The 13,424-nt window shown below is 65.5% G+C and carries 17 protein-coding genes and 1 pseudogene; 13 read left to right on the top strand and 5 right to left on the bottom strand.

Annotation, left to right across the window (positions count from 1 at the left end; translation table 11 throughout):
* Nucleotides 1-6 precede the first annotated feature (6 nt).
* The 7 genes from fliQ (at nt 7) to AC0KVN_RS10360 (ending at nt 6,092) form a co-directional block, all read left to right on the top strand.
* Nucleotides 7-279, top strand: coding sequence for a flagellar biosynthesis protein FliQ (fliQ, locus tag AC0KVN_RS10390; RefSeq protein ID WP_004208180.1), 273 nt, complete (start codon nt 7-9; stop codon nt 277-279).
* Nucleotides 276-1,058 carry a flagellar biosynthetic protein FliR gene (gene fliR / locus AC0KVN_RS10385; RefSeq protein ID WP_004208179.1) on the top strand — a complete coding sequence of 261 codons (783 nt, stop codon included), beginning with the start codon at nt 276-278 and terminating at the stop codon, nt 1,056-1,058. The genes fliQ and fliR overlap by 4 nt, the downstream gene beginning before the upstream one ends.
* Nucleotides 1,059-1,061: 3 nt before the next feature.
* Nucleotides 1,062-2,198: a flagellar type III secretion system protein FlhB gene (gene flhB / locus AC0KVN_RS10380; RefSeq protein ID WP_435568755.1), complete on the top strand. Its 1,137-nt coding sequence runs from the start codon at nt 1,062-1,064 to the stop codon at nt 2,196-2,198.
* A 110-nt stretch (nt 2,199-2,308) separates the two neighbouring features.
* Nucleotides 2,309-2,788, top strand: a complete 480-nt coding sequence (locus tag AC0KVN_RS10375) for a hypothetical protein (protein ID WP_483656099.1) — start codon at nt 2,309-2,311, stop codon at nt 2,786-2,788.
* 101 nt (nt 2,789-2,889) lie between these two features.
* Entirely contained in the window at nt 2,890-4,302 is a 1,413-nt protein-coding gene (gene fliD, locus AC0KVN_RS10370) for a flagellar filament capping protein FliD (RefSeq protein ID WP_017503355.1), read from the top strand.
* 16 nt (nt 4,303-4,318) lie between these two features.
* Nucleotides 4,319-4,720, top strand: a complete 402-nt coding sequence (locus AC0KVN_RS10365) for a flagellar export chaperone FliS (protein ID WP_004208175.1) — start codon at nt 4,319-4,321, stop codon at nt 4,718-4,720.
* Nucleotides 4,721-4,895: 175 nt separating this feature from the next.
* The gene (locus AC0KVN_RS10360) at nt 4,896-6,092 is read left to right on the top strand and encodes an aspartate aminotransferase family protein (RefSeq protein ID WP_278983397.1); all 1,197 of its coding nucleotides are present in this window, start codon (nt 4,896-4,898) and stop codon (nt 6,090-6,092) included.
* Here the strand turns inward: AC0KVN_RS10360 and AC0KVN_RS10355 are convergent.
* Nucleotides 6,080-6,133: pseudogene (locus AC0KVN_RS10355) on the bottom strand (hypothetical protein); the annotation flags it as partial. The gene AC0KVN_RS10360 and the pseudogene AC0KVN_RS10355 sit on opposite strands and share 13 nt — an antisense overlap.
* Nucleotides 6,134-6,217: 84 nt before the next feature.
* Between AC0KVN_RS10355 and argF the strand changes: the two are divergent.
* The 5 genes from argF to queE all read left to right on the top strand — a co-directional run bounded on the left by argF (nt 6,218) and on the right by queE (nt 10,104).
* Nucleotides 6,218-7,144 (top strand): ornithine carbamoyltransferase, encoded by a 927-nt coding sequence (argF, locus tag AC0KVN_RS10350; RefSeq protein WP_037507687.1) that lies wholly within the window; start codon nt 6,218-6,220, stop codon nt 7,142-7,144.
* 123 nt (nt 7,145-7,267) lie between these two features.
* The gene (hslO, locus tag AC0KVN_RS10345; protein WP_125997884.1) at nt 7,268-8,173 is read left to right on the top strand and encodes an Hsp33 family molecular chaperone HslO; all 906 of its coding nucleotides are present in this window, start codon (nt 7,268-7,270) and stop codon (nt 8,171-8,173) included.
* Between the two features lie 126 nt (nt 8,174-8,299).
* Nucleotides 8,300-8,707 (top strand): DUF3617 domain-containing protein, encoded by a 408-nt coding sequence (locus tag AC0KVN_RS10340; RefSeq protein WP_278983400.1) that lies wholly within the window; start codon nt 8,300-8,302, stop codon nt 8,705-8,707.
* A 47-nt stretch (nt 8,708-8,754) separates the two neighbouring features.
* Nucleotides 8,755-9,456 carry a 7-cyano-7-deazaguanine synthase QueC gene (gene queC / locus AC0KVN_RS10335; protein ID WP_004208170.1) on the top strand — a complete coding sequence of 234 codons (702 nt, stop codon included), beginning with the start codon at nt 8,755-8,757 and terminating at the stop codon, nt 9,454-9,456.
* Nucleotides 9,457-9,459: 3 nt separating this feature from the next.
* Nucleotides 9,460-10,104 carry a 7-carboxy-7-deazaguanine synthase gene (gene queE / locus AC0KVN_RS10330; RefSeq protein WP_303761402.1) on the top strand — a complete coding sequence of 215 codons (645 nt, stop codon included), beginning with the start codon at nt 9,460-9,462 and terminating at the stop codon, nt 10,102-10,104.
* Nucleotides 10,105-10,116: 12 nt separating this feature from the next.
* On the opposite strand, the gene AC0KVN_RS10325 is transcribed toward queE, so the two are convergent.
* The 3 genes from AC0KVN_RS10325 to lipB form a co-directional block, all read right to left on the bottom strand.
* Nucleotides 10,117-10,812: a hypothetical protein gene (locus AC0KVN_RS10325; protein ID WP_004208168.1), complete on the bottom strand. Its 696-nt coding sequence runs from the start codon at nt 10,810-10,812 to the stop codon at nt 10,117-10,119.
* A 103-nt stretch (nt 10,813-10,915) separates the two neighbouring features.
* Nucleotides 10,916-11,203 (bottom strand): hypothetical protein, encoded by a 288-nt coding sequence (locus AC0KVN_RS10320; RefSeq protein ID WP_435566900.1) that lies wholly within the window; start codon nt 11,201-11,203, stop codon nt 10,916-10,918.
* A 62-nt stretch (nt 11,204-11,265) separates the two neighbouring features.
* Nucleotides 11,266-11,970, bottom strand: a complete 705-nt coding sequence (gene lipB, locus AC0KVN_RS10315; protein WP_435566899.1) for a lipoyl(octanoyl) transferase LipB — start codon at nt 11,968-11,970, stop codon at nt 11,266-11,268.
* Between the two features lie 76 nt (nt 11,971-12,046).
* Here lipB and AC0KVN_RS10310 point away from each other — a divergent pair, with 76 nt between their 5' ends.
* Entirely contained in the window at nt 12,047-12,841 is a 795-nt protein-coding gene (locus AC0KVN_RS10310; protein WP_435566898.1) for a DUF7847 domain-containing protein, read from the top strand.
* Here the strand turns inward: AC0KVN_RS10310 and AC0KVN_RS10305 are convergent.
* On the bottom strand, nt 12,823-13,422 hold the full coding sequence (locus AC0KVN_RS10305; RefSeq protein ID WP_069335740.1) for a GNAT family N-acetyltransferase: 600 nt from the start codon (nt 13,420-13,422) through the stop codon (nt 12,823-12,825). The two genes, AC0KVN_RS10310 and AC0KVN_RS10305, sit on opposite strands and share 19 nt — an antisense overlap.
* Nucleotides 13,423-13,424: the final 2 nt, after the last annotated feature.

Here is a 13,424-nt window from a genome sequence, read left to right as displayed (position 1 = left end):
GCGGCAATGGAGAATGCGGATTTCTTCATGGGCCTGGCACAGCATGCGCTGTGGATCACGGCGCTGGCGACGGCGCCGATCCTGATTCCGGCGCTGGTCGCGGGCGTGCTGATCGGCATGGTCCAGGCCGCGACGTCGATCAACGAACAGACGCTCAGCTTCATTCCCAAGATTCTGGTCGTGGGTGCGATGCTGACCCTGTTCGGCGGATCGATCATGGTGCTGATCGCCGACTTCACGCGCGAGATATTCGAGCGGATACCGGACCTGCTGCAATGATCGCACCCGGCTTCGCAGGCGTCGAGACGCAATTGTGGATCTGGCTGATCGCCATGATCCGCCCCGGTGCGGCCTTTCTGGCCGCGCCCGTCTTCGGTGCGCCCGCGATGCCGCTTCAGTTGCGCCTGATCCTGTCGCTCGCGCTTGGCATGGCGGCGCTCAACAGCGTCACCATCCAGTTGCCGCATGACGGCGTGGCCAGTTTCGAAGGCGTGATGCTGGTCGCCGGTGAGGTGCTGACGGGCCTTGCCATGGGTTTTGCCGTGCAGATCGGCTATTCCGCCGCCTTCGTCGCGGGTGAGGCGATTGCCAACACCATGGGGCTGGGCTTTGCCGCGATGGTCGATCCGGGGTCGGGGCAGGGGACGCAGGCGGTCGGCCAGTTCCTGTCGATCCTCTCGACCTTCCTGCTGCTGGCGATGGACGGTCATCTGCTGCTCGTCAGCTTCGTGGTGCAGAGCTACAAGGCGCTGCCGCCGGGCGCGGCGATGCTCAGCAATGATGCGGTCTGGCACATGATCCAGTTTGGCGGCTCGCTGCTGGGCGCCGGGGTCACGATCGCGCTGCCGGTCGGCTTTGCGCTGGTGCTGGTGCAGATCGTCATGGGCATGCTGGCGCGCACCGCGCCCGCGCTCAACCTGTTCGCCGTGGGCATGCCGATGGCGGTGATGGCGGGGCTGGTGCTGCTGGCGATGGCGGTGCCAGTGATGGGCGAGGGGATCACCATCGCGCTCAAGTCGGGGCTGGAACAGGCCCGCGCCATCTCGGAAGGACGCTGAGCCATGGCGGGCGGGTCTGAAGGCGGCGAAAAGACCGAAAAACCGACACAGAAGAAATTGCAGGATGCCGCCAAGGAAGGCGACATCCTCCAGTCCCGCGAACTGGGGACGGCCCTGGTGGTGATGGCCGGCATCGGCTGGCTGGCGGTTGCCGGGCCGGGCCTGATCGACGCGCTGTCGGGCATGCTGACCCGCGCGCTGCGCTTCGGGCGCGAGGATATCGTGAACTTCTCGCCGGTGACGCGCGGCACCGGCCTGCTGGCGGACATCGCGCTGCCGGTGGGCGGCGTATTGCTCGCGACCTTCTTTGCCGCGATCGCGGCGCCGGCGCTGCTCGGATCGCTGGGCTTTCGTCCTGGCGCCTTCGCGCCCAAGGCGTCGAAGATGAACCCGGCTTCGGGCCTCAAGCGCATGTTCGGCGCGCAGGGGCTGATCGAACTGGTCAAGTCGATTGCCAAGGTGGGGCTGCTGGGCGCGGTCGGCTTCTGGATGATCTGGGACCGGCTGACCGCGATCATCGGCCTAGGCAAGGCGGGGGTCGGCAATGCGATCAGCGACCTTGGCAACATGTTCATCCTGGTCTGCCTGGTGATGGCAGGCGGGCTGTTCGTGATCGCCGGCATCGACGTACCCATGCAGATTTTCCAGCGCGGCAAGCGGCTGGGCATGAGCAAGCAGGACATCAAGGACGAGCATAAGGAAAGCGAAGGCTCGCCCGAACTCAAGGGGCAGATCCGCCGGCGCCAGTTCGAGGTGCTGAACGGATCGACCCGCCAGGCGGTGGCAGAGGCCAGCGTCATCATCACCAACCCGACCCATTTCGCGGTGGCGCTGCGCTATCGGCCCGGCGTGGATGCCGCGCCGGTCGTGGTCGCGCGCGGCTGTAACGCGATCGCGGCCTCGATCCGTGAACTGGCCGAGGATCATGGCGTGTCGGTGTTGCAATATCCCGAGCTGGCGCGCGCCATCTACTTTACCTCGCGCGCTGGCGAGATCGTCAATGAAGGCCTCTACATGGCGGTGGCGACGGTGCTGGCCTTCGTCTTCCGGGTCGAGAACAAGATGGCGACGGAAATGGACCGTCCGTTCATTACCGTGCCAGAAGATCTGCGTTTCGATCCGGATGGAAAGAAATTGTAGAGAATTTGCTGATACTTGGCAGTTGATCGAAGAAATAGGGCGATGGTGAATTAAAGTTTAGCCACGCTTGTCCGTATTCTGTTTACGGGGACGCATTAGGATGGTGCGTCATGAACGAGTATTTTTCGCGTAGCGAGATTTCGCCAGTGGATCGGAGCGTCGTTCGCGCGCCGGTGCCGGCTGCGGCCGTTCAGCCGGTTTCAGCGACGGAATCGGCAACCGAGCAGGGCAATATGTCTGCCAGCGATGCGCGCCGGCAGGAGGGTTTTGCAGTCGATATCGTGGCGGTCGACGAGGATGCTGCCGGCGCCGCCGAATATGCGCGCATCCATGCCCGGATCGCCGATATCCTGGCCGATATGCGCGCCGGGCAGGGGGATGTGTCGGTCGATGGCGCATCGGCCGCCGTCCAGGCGATGATGCCGCAGCCCTTCATCTACATTCCGCTGCCGCCCGCCACCCGCGAGGCGGTGGAGCAGGCCGCCGATCTGGCCAAGCGGATCGCCCAGCAGGCCAGCTATGCCTATGCGGCCCAGGCGCATGTCGCGCGCGGAACCGTCGACCAGATCCTGTCCGCATCGGCGATCTGATCGCGGCCATGCCCGCTTTTTTGCGGGCTTTGCCATCAGCTTGAAAATCATTCCTAAACATCTTCGCGCTACGGCCGTTCTCTCATTTGAAAGGACGGCCCATGGCAACGACGACGACATCGGTAGGGAGCAGCATCCTGTCGGCGCTGGGTGCCAATTCGGGCATCGACACGAGCGCGCTCGTCACCAGCCTGGTCAGCGCGACCCGCGACCCGCGCCAGTCCGCGATCACCACCCAGCAGACGACCAACAATGCCCGCATCTCGGCACTGGCGTCGGCCATCAGTTCGCTCGACACCTTCGCCGATGCACTGACCAGCGTCCTGTCGGGTGCCGAATATACCGGCACGCCCAATTCGACCAACACCAACATCGCGTCGGTCAGCCTGCTGAGCGGCGGCACGCCGGCTGGTCTGCCGGCGCAGCTGGTGGTGAAGTCGCTGGCGACCGCCCGCATCTTCGCCTCGGCCGCGACCAGCGGTGCCACCAGCAGCACGGCGGTCGGCACCGGATCGCTCACCATCACGACGGCGGGCGGCAAGACCGCGACGATCACCGTCGATTCGAGCAATAACAGTTTCTCCGGCCTGGCTTCGGCGATCAACGCCGCCGACATCGGCGTCACCGCGAGCGTGGTCACCGATGCGCAGGGCACGCGGCTGGTGTTCAAGGGCGAAACCGGCGCCGCCAATGATTTCACCATCACCAGCTCGGCCGACAGCTCGACCAGCGTTCTCGCCGGCCTCAACAGCAGTGCGATGACCTCGACGTCGGACCCGGCCAATGCGAAGATCACGCTCGACGGCACCGACTATGAATATGCCAGCAACACCATCGACGATGCGATCCCCTATCTGCGGATCGAACTGACCGCGGCGGACGTCAACAGCACGGTCAACCTGACCATGACCCAGCCGACTGCGACGATGAAGGATCTGCTGCAGGAATTTGTCGACGCCTATAACACGCTGATGAAGGCGCTGAACACGTCGACCTCGACCGGTACGGATTCGTCGACCGCGGGCGTCCTCAACGGTGTGTCGGCAGTGCGCGACATGAAGTCGCAGCTGTCGAAGATCACCTCGACCCAGCTGGCCTCGACCGGCAGCTACAAGACGCTGGCCGATATCGGCATCGCGACCAACCGCGACGGCACGTTGACGCTCAACACCGACACGCTGGACAAGGCGCTGGCCGCCGATCCGGCGGGCATCACCAAGATGCTCAATCCCGCCAAGTCGACCGCCGACAATCTGGGCCTGTCGGGCCTGATGGACAGCGTGCGCGACAATATCGAGCTGGAAAACGGCCCGATCAAGGCGGCGCAGGATCGTTATGAGAAGCTGGCCGACAGCCTGACCGAACAGCTCGAAAAGCTGGACGAGGACATGGCCGACTATGAGACGCGCCTGACTTCCATCTATTCGGCAATGCAGACCAAGCTGTCTGCGCTCAACGCAACCCAAAGCTATCTCCAGCAGCAGATCGATGCCTGGAATAGCAGTGACGACTAACCGGGGATTTTGACGCATGTTCTATAATCACAGCTTTGCGGGTACGGCAGCGGCACGGCGCTATGCGGCGGTGCATTCGGGCAGCCGGATCGAGGGCGCCACGCCCCACGCGCTGGTCAAGATCCTGTTCGACGAACTGCTGATCGCGCTCGATGCCACGGCGCTGGCCGAACGCAATGGCGACCGGCTGAAGGTGTCCGACAAGCAGGCGCGCGCCATGTCGATCCTGTTCGCGCTCGAAGCCAGCCTGGACTTCGACAAGGGCGGCGATATCGCCACCGGCCTGGCGCGCATCTATCGCGAGGCCCGCCGGCTGCTGCTGGTCAGCGCCAAGGAGCATGATGCGGCGCCGGTCGAGCAGGCCCGCGCCATGGTCGGCGAGATTGCCGATGCCTGGAGCCAGATCGGCCAGCCCTGATCGTTCACGGGGCGATCAGTCCATAGGCTGCCGACTGGCCCGGTTGCGGGGTTGCACCCCCTTCCGGTGGCCTGTATAGGCGGCACTCGCACAAGGGCGGCCCGGCGGGGGCCGCCTTTTTGCGTTATATCCAATGCGCACGGACGCGCAGCATCAACCCAGAAAGGGAAGGCACATGTCGATTACGCCGCTCATGCCCGTTTACCCCCGGTGCGATGTGCGTCCGGTCCGAGGCGAGGGCTGCTATCTGATCGGGGAGCGCGGCGAGCGCTATCTCGACTTCGCCAGCGGCATCGCCGTCAATCTGCTGGGCCATGGCCACCCCAAGCTGGTGAAGACCATTGCCGATCAGGCTGCGACGCTGATGCATATCTCCAACCTCTACGGTTCGCCGCTGGGGGAGGAATTTGCGCAGAAGCTGGTCGATAACAGTTTCGCGGACACCGTCTTCTTCACCAATTCGGGTGCCGAAGCGGTCGAATGCGCGATCAAGACCGCGCGCCGCTATCATTATGCCAATGGGCAAGCGCACCGGCACAAGATCATCAGCTTCGACAACGCCTTCCACGGCCGCACGCTGGGCACCATCTCGGCGACCAGCCAGCCCAAGATGCGCGACGGGTTCGAGCCGCTGCTGCCCGGTTTCCAGGTCGTGCCCTTCAACGATCTCGACGCGGCGCTGGCCGCGATCGACGACAACACTGCCGGCTTCCTGCTGGAACCGGTGCAGGGCGAAGGTGGCGTGACTCCGGCAACCCAGGCATTCCTGGCCGGTCTGCGCAAGGCTTGCGACGAGCATGGCCTGCTGCTGATCCTGGATGAAGTGCAGTGCGGCTATGCCCGCACCGGCACCTTCTTCGCCCATGAGCAATATGGCGTGAAGCCCGACATCATGGCGGTGGCCAAGGGCATCGGCGCGGGCTTCCCGCTCGGCGCCTGTCTCGCCACCGAGGAAGCGGCCAAGGGCATGGTGTTCGGCACCCATGGCTCCACCTATGGCGGCAATCCGCTCGCCATGGCGGTGGGCATTGCGGTGCTGGAAGAGGTGCTGGCGGACGGCTTCCTGGAGCAGGTGACGGCGATGGGGGCGCGTCTGCGTTCCGCGCTGGAGCAGATGATCCCGAACCATGACGACATGTTCGAGGATGTGCGCGGCATGGGGCTGATGCTGGGCGTCAAGATGAAGGACGCCTATGACGCGCGCGCCTTCGTCGGCCATCTGCGCGACCATCATGGTTTCCTGTCGGTATCGGCGGGCCAGAATGTGTTGCGCATCCTGCCGCCGCTCGTCATCGACGAAAGCCATATCGCCGAGTGCATCGAGAAGATTTCCGCCGGCGCGCGGAGCTTCGCGGACGCCAAGGCGGCCTGACCATTTAGTTTCCGTTCGCCCTGAGCGAAGTCGAAGGGTATCGCCGAGCGCAGCGAGGTGCCTTCACTTCGTTCAGGCGGGGGCTTCGACTTCGCTCAGCCTGAACGGGTTAGAGGTTGTTTCCAATGACCAAGCATTTCCTGAATCTCACCGATGCGGGCGGCGACGCGATCGCCGCGATGATCGCCGACGCCATCGACCGCAAGGCGGCGCGCGCAGGCAAGCCCAAGGGCTGGGTCGACGCCGATGCGCCGCTCGCCGGCCACACGCTGGCGATGATCTTTGAAAAGAACAGCACGCGCACCCGCGTCAGCTTTGACATGGCGATCCGCCAGCTCGGCGGCAATTCGCTGATCCTGGACGGCGCGACCAGTCAGTTGGGACGCGGCGAGACCGTCGCCGACACGGCCCGCGTGCTCAGCCGCATGGCCGACGCGATCATGATCCGCACCGACGATCATGCCAAGATCGAGGAAATGGCCGAATATGCCAGCGTCCCGGTCATCAATGGCCTCACGGACCTGTCGCATCCCTGCCAGATCGTTGCCGACCTGCTGACCGTGGTCGAGCATGGCCTGGCGCTGCCCGGCAGCCAATGGGCGTGGCTGGGCGACGGCAACAACGTCCTCCACTCGATCGTCGAGGCCGCGGGCCTGATGAAGTTCGACGTGCGCATGGGCATCCCTGAGGGCTATGATCCCGATCCGTCCTTTGCCGCGGCAGCGCAGGCAGCGGGTTCGACCATCACCCTGACCCGCGATGCGGCGCAGGCCGTGGCCGGCGCCGACGTCGTGGTCACCGACACCTGGATCTCCATGGGCCAGGCCCATGCCGAGGCAAAGCTGGCGGCGATGATGCCCTATCAGGTGACGCCGGAGCTGATGGCGGGCGCCAAGGCGGACGCCAAATTCCTCCACTGCCTGCCCGCCCATCGCGGCGAGGAAGTGGTCGAAGCGGTGATCGACGGTCCGCAGTCGCTGATCTGGGACGAGGCGGAGAACCGTATCCACGCCCAGAAGTCGGTTCTGCTCTGGGCGCTTGGAAAGCTGTAAGCTCATCCTATATTCGGGCGAAATTTTCCGTTCGCCCTGAAAGATGACGGGGCCTGTCCTGCGCTGGGAAGCGGAGGACGGGCCCTCGCGGCTTTCGGGGCGGGTGGATCGGAAGGAAATATCGTGACCAGTTCCAATGTCGATCAGGCCCTTGGCTTCACCATCCCCTCGCGCCATGTGCGTGGCCGTTTCGTGCGGCTGGGGCCGGTGCTGGACCAGGTGCTGTCCGCCCATGCCTATCCCCCGGCGATCGAGCGGGTGCTGGCGTCCTCGCTGGTGCTGGGCGCGCTGCTCGGCAGCCTGCTCAAGGATGCCGGCGGTCAACTGACCCTGCAGGCGCAGACCGAAAATGGCGTCGTCAGCCTGCTGGTGGCCGATTACAAGGGCGGCGAACTGCGCGGCTATGCCAAGTTCGATGCCGAGCGGCTGGCGGAAATCGGCAGCGATCCGACCCTGTTCGGCCTGTTCGGCAAGGGCTATCTGGCGATCACCTTCGACCAGGCGGCGACCGGGGAGCGCTATCAGGGCATCGTGCCGCTGGACGGATCGTCGCTGGCCGAAGCGGCGGAGCATTATTTCTTCCAGTCCGAACAGATCCCCAGCATCGTCCAGATCGCGACCCGGCATGCGCCGGGCGAAGGCTGTGTTGCGGCGGGCCTGCTGCTTCAGCATCTGCCCGAGGGCGAAGTGGGACGCGAGCGCCTGCATGTGCGCCATGACCATCCCGAATGGGAACATGTGCAGGCGCTGGCCGGCACGCTGCGCGACGAGGAACTGACCGATCTCGACCTGCCGCTGACCGACATCGCCTGGCGCCTGTTCCATGAGGAGGAAGAGGTGCGCGTCACCGAGACGACGGCGCTCGCCAAGGGCTGTCGCTGTGACCTTGCCCATATTCGCGATGTGATCGGCCGCTTTCCGGCGGACGAACGGGTGGCGATGGCGGACGAGAAGGGCATTATCGGCGTCGATTGCGCCTTCTGCTCGCGGCTGTTCCCGCTCGCGCTGGACAGTTTCGTCACCCATTGAAAGCCGGCGCGGGGCAATTGCGGCACGGCCGTTCGCCCCGCGCTATCAAATTGCCGCAATTGCGCGGCACAACAGGATGAAGCATGGCGCCGCTCCCCGGCGCCGATGACAAGGTCTGGACGCAAGATGGCAAGGCTGGGGCTGCAGGCGCTGGGCGCCGCGGCGGCAATGATGATGGCAAGCTGGGCCGGGGCGGCGAACGCGCCGCAACTGGCTGCGCTCGCCAAGCTGGAAACGGGCGAATGGGAATTGCGCCTGCGCGACGATCCCACCGCGCCGCCCCGCCGCCTGTGCGTGACGATGCCGCATCAGTTGCTGGAGCCGGCCAATGCCGGCCTCGGCTGCAAGCCGTTCGTGGTCAGCGATGCGCCTGCTGCCGCCACCGTGACCTTCGATTGCGGGGCAGCCGGCAATGCGCGCACCGACCTGCGCGTCGAAACGCCGCGCCTCATCCAGATACGATCGCAGGGGATCAGCGACGGCGCGCCCTTTTCCAACATGGTCGAAGGGCGCCATGTCGGGGCATGCCGCTGACCGGCGGCCCCCTTGCACTGCAACATAACGAGGTCTAGCGCAGCATCATGGTCGCACAGAATGGAAAATTCGCCGTCGTCCTGCTTTCGGGCGGGCTGGATTCAATGGTCGCGGGCGGGCTCGCGCGCGAAGCGGGCTATCGCGTCCTGGCGCTGACGATCGATTATAATCAGCGCCATCGCGTCGAACTGCGCGCCGCGGCCAAGGTGGCGACGGCGCTCAATGCCATGTCGCATATCGTGCTGCCGCTCGACCTCACGGCCTTTGGCGGGTCGGCACTGACCGCCGACATCGAAGTGCCCAAGGGCGGCGTGGGCGACGAAATCCCGGTCACCTATGTGCCGGCGCGCAACACCATCTTCCTGTCGCTGACGCTGGGCCTCGCTGAAGTGGCGTCGGCCAGCGACATCTATATCGGCGTCAATGCGCTCGACTATTCGGGCTATCCCGACTGCCGTCCCGAATTCATCGACGCGTTCCAGAAGATGGCGACGCTGGCGACCAAGGCGGGGGTCGAGGGCCATCCGATCCGCATCAACACGCCGCTGCAGTTCATGACCAAGGCGGACATCGTGCGCGAGGCGCATCGCCTGGGCCTGGACGCTGGGCTCAGCTGGTCCTGCTATGATCCGACGCCTGACAACAAGCATTGCGGCCTGTGCGACAGTTGCCGCCTGCGCTCGAAGGGCTTCGAGGAAGCAGGGCTGCCCGATCCCACCGTCTATGCGACGCGTCCCGGAAAGGCCTGACACATGACCTATGCGGTCAAGGAAATGTTCCTGACCCTGCAGGGCGAAGGCGTGCAGGCGGGGCGGCGCGCGGTGTTCCTGCGCTTTGCCGGCTGCAACTTGTGGAGCGGGCGCGAGCAGGACCGGCGCGATGCCGTCTGCCGCTTCTGCGACACTGACTTCGTCGGCACTGACGGTGATGGCGGCGGCAAGTTCGCGACCGCCGACGCGCTCGCCGATGCGGCATTCGCCTTCTGGGGCGAGGGGGAAGGCCCCTATATCGTCCTGACCGGTGGCGAGCCGATGTTGCAGGTCGACGATGCGCTGATAGATGCGCTCCATGCCCGTGGCTTCACCATCGCGATCGAAAGCAACGGCACCTTGCCGGCGCATCCGGGCATCGACTGGGTCTGCATCAGCCCCAAGGCGGGCAGCGACGTGGTCCAGATGAAGGGCAATGAGCTGAAGCTGGTCTGGCCGCAGCCCGATGGCGGCCACAGCCTGGCCGATGTCGCGGCGATGGAGGGCTGGGGCTTCGACCATCTGCTGGTCCAGCCGCTCGACGATGCCCATGCCGTGGACAATGCCCGCGCGGCCATCGATCTGGTGATGGCTCGGCCGCGCTGGCGGCTGACGGTGCAGGCCCATAAATATCTGGGCCTGCGTTAAGTCTCCGTCAGATCAGGGCTGGACGCCCGCCTTCTGGTTCCACTGCTGGTGGCATTCGGGCAGCAATACGCCCTTCTTCCAGCATTTGGCGTCGAGCGAGGGCAGGGCAAGCTGATAGTTCCAGCCCGGATCGCCATAATATTGCTCGCCGGCATGGACGAGCGACTTCTTGATCGAGGCCAGGCCCTGGCGCGCGACGACGTTGAGCTGGCCGCGATCGGCGAAGATCGCCTGGCGACCGACCGCCGCTGCCGCCTGGCAGAAGCCGCGCTGCGCCTGGACCGTCGAATAGCCCGAATAGATGCGGGTATTATACATGTCGGACGCCGACTGGCCGGGCTTGCCCTTGCCCTTGGTGCGCTGGAAATAGCTGAGCAGCGTCGCCTGCGCTGCGTCAAGTTCGGCGTCATGATGGGCGATCATGGCGTTGTAGTTGCTGACCGACAGCAGGGTCGGTTCGAACTGGCACTGCAGCGCGGCGACGTTGATCGCGGCGCGCAGGTTCCAGGTGAGGCCGGCCTTGATCTCGTCGGCCGTGGCGCCAGGCAGGCCCAGCGCGGTGGCGGCGGCCTCGTCCGTCAGGGCAGGGGCCGACATGTCGGGCGGCGACCAGAAGAATTGCGCGGCGGCCGGTTGCGCGGCAGCGAGCGACGCGGCGGCGATCGTCAGGGCGGCAAAGGCCTGGCGCGAGCGAAAACGGAACGTCATTGAATAAACCCTCTCAGCCGGGGTCTTGACGGCGCGAACGCCCAATTCCCCCATAACGGCATCGACTATAGCGCGGCTGTATCGGAAGTGAACGGCAAAAGCCTCACTGATCCGACACGACTTCCTCATCATTGGCGGGGGCGGCTGCATTGTCCGCCTTGGCCGGGGCAGCGGCCTTGGGTTCGGTGCGATTTTCCGGCAGGGCCAGGCTGGTGCCCTCGCTCTGGACGCCGTCCAGATCGGTCATGGCGTCGGTGGCGGTGCCATCGACCACTTCCATATCCTTCATCTGCACCGTGTTGCCGCTCTTTTCGCCGCCACCGCCGCAGCCTGCCAGCGGCATGCAGCCGATCAACAGGGCGGCAGTCATCATCCTTGCGTCAAGGCGCATCCGGGTCTCCATAACATGGCTCAACATGCCCGGCGGCCCCCCACCTGGCGAAGTGGCGGACCCTAACGGGCGGTCCCGCATTGCTCAAGTCCCGTGCCGTCGCCCGATCCGCAGCGCCGCAGCCGGCCGAGAAAGGCAGGGAAATGCGCCTTGAGCGCGGCATCAAGGGCTTCCATCGAGGCATTGCCGCCCAGTGCGGCGATGCTGGTCACGGGAAAATCGCTGATCCCGCACGGCACGATGCCGCCAAAATGGGACAGGTCGGGATCGATGTTGATCGAAAAGCCGTGCAGCGTCACCCAGCGACGGACGCGAATGCCCAGCGCACCGATCTTCGCCTCGCGCCCCTGCCGGTCGTCGGTCCAGATGCCGATGCGCCCTTCGGCGCGGCGGGCGGCAATGCCCAGGTCGGCAAGCGCGTCAATCATCCAGCCTTCGAGATGATGGACGAAATTGCGTACATCCTTGCCGCGCTCGCGCAGGTCGATGTTGAGATAGCCGATGCGCTGGCCCGGCCCATGATAGGTGTAGCGGCCACCGCGCCCGGCATCATGGACGGGAAAACGCGGATCGATCAGTTCGGCCGGATCGGCGCTGGTGCCCGCAGTATAGAGCGGCGGATGCTCCAGCAGCCAGACGCGCTCGCGCGCCTCGCCTTCATAAATGGCGGCGGCCCGCGCCTCCATATCGGCAAGGGCGGTGGGATAGTCGACGGGGGCGGCATCGCTGCGCCACTCGACGTCGGGAAAGGGCAGGGGATCGGTCATGGCGCTTCCTTGACTTGAGCGGGGCGAGCGATCAAGTCTCGGGCCGCATTTCGCAGGACAGGGGTAGGCATTAGATATGGCGGCAGTCTCGATCGGCAAGGCGTGGGAGGAGGCGGTTGCCTTCGTTGCCCGCGAAGCGTCGCTGCTCTTCCCCGTCGCGCTGCTGTTCCTGGCCCTGCCGGGGCTGATCCTGCAGGAAATGACGCCGCCGCAACTGGCCGAATGGATGGCCAATCCCCAGCGCACCGGCCTGCCTGACATACCGCCGGGCTTTGCGCTGGCGATGCTGCTGGGTGTCGTCATCATCTGGTTCGGATCGCTGACGCTGTTTGCGCTGGCGCTGCGGCCGGGCATCAGCGTTGGGGAGGCGTTGCGCCTGGGCTTCGCGCGACTGCCTGTGCTACTGGGTACCGCCTTGCTCGCCATGTTCCTGATTGGCGGGCTGATGCTGGCCGCGATTCTGGTCGCCGTCCTGGCCAGCCTGGTCTCGGAGTCCGTGGGCACCAGCATCGGCGCCATCCTCGGCGCCTTTGTCGGCGGCGCCACCATCTTCGCCAGCGTCCGGCTGATGCTGCTCAATCCGGCGGTGATCGACGGCAGTCAGGGGGTGGTGCCCTCGTTGCGCCATGCCTGGGCGCTGACGCGCGGCTGTTTCTGGCGGCTGCTGGGCTTCATCATCCTGATCACCCTGCTGTCGGGCATTGCCAGCATGGCGGCGCAGACGATCTTCGGTGCGCTCGCCGGCCTTGCCGCCGGGCCGGAGGCCGCCCGGCTGGTGGGCGGCGTCGCATCGGCGGCGGTGTCGACGGTGATCCAGGTCTATATGCTGGTGATGCTGGCTCGCATATATCGTCAGGCGTCGGCGGGCTGACCGAACATCGGGATCTGCGGCGCCGCTTCGGGCGGCAGCAGGCCCAGCAGGCGTGGGTCAGCGAAGGTTTCGATCTCCCGGCCATAGGGGGTGAAGCCCGACTTGATGTAGAAGCCGAGTGCCGCCGGACTGTCGAGCGTGCAGGTATGGACCCAGAAGCGCTCCACCCCCTTGCGCCAGGCGAGCGACTTGGCCTGCGCCATCAGCCATTTGCCCAGCCCCTTGCCGTTGAGCGAGGGCACCAGCCCGAAAAAGGCCAGCTCGCATTGTGACGGGCTGCGGAAATCCAGCTCCAGCAGGCCGACCTCGACCCCGCGCGGGTCGGTGACGGCATAGACCTCGACCAAGGGATCATGCAGGATAGCCGCGAGCTGATCGTCCGGCATCACCAGCCGCGAGAACCACAGCCACGGCTCGCCCACGCGGCGGAACAGGGCGCGATAGGCGCCAAGGTCCGGCGTCTTCCATGGCACCAGCCGCAGCGGCGCGGGCGGGATCGGCGCGGGCCTGGGCCGCTCGCGCATTTCCAGATGGGTGACGATGGTCGCGATCTCGCGCGGATCGACCGGGGTCAGTGCCACGC

Source organism: Sphingobium sp. SG1 (assembly GCF_057063145.1).
Note: the sequence above shows the minus strand (reverse complement) of the source record. Positions and strands in the feature narration are given on the sequence as shown.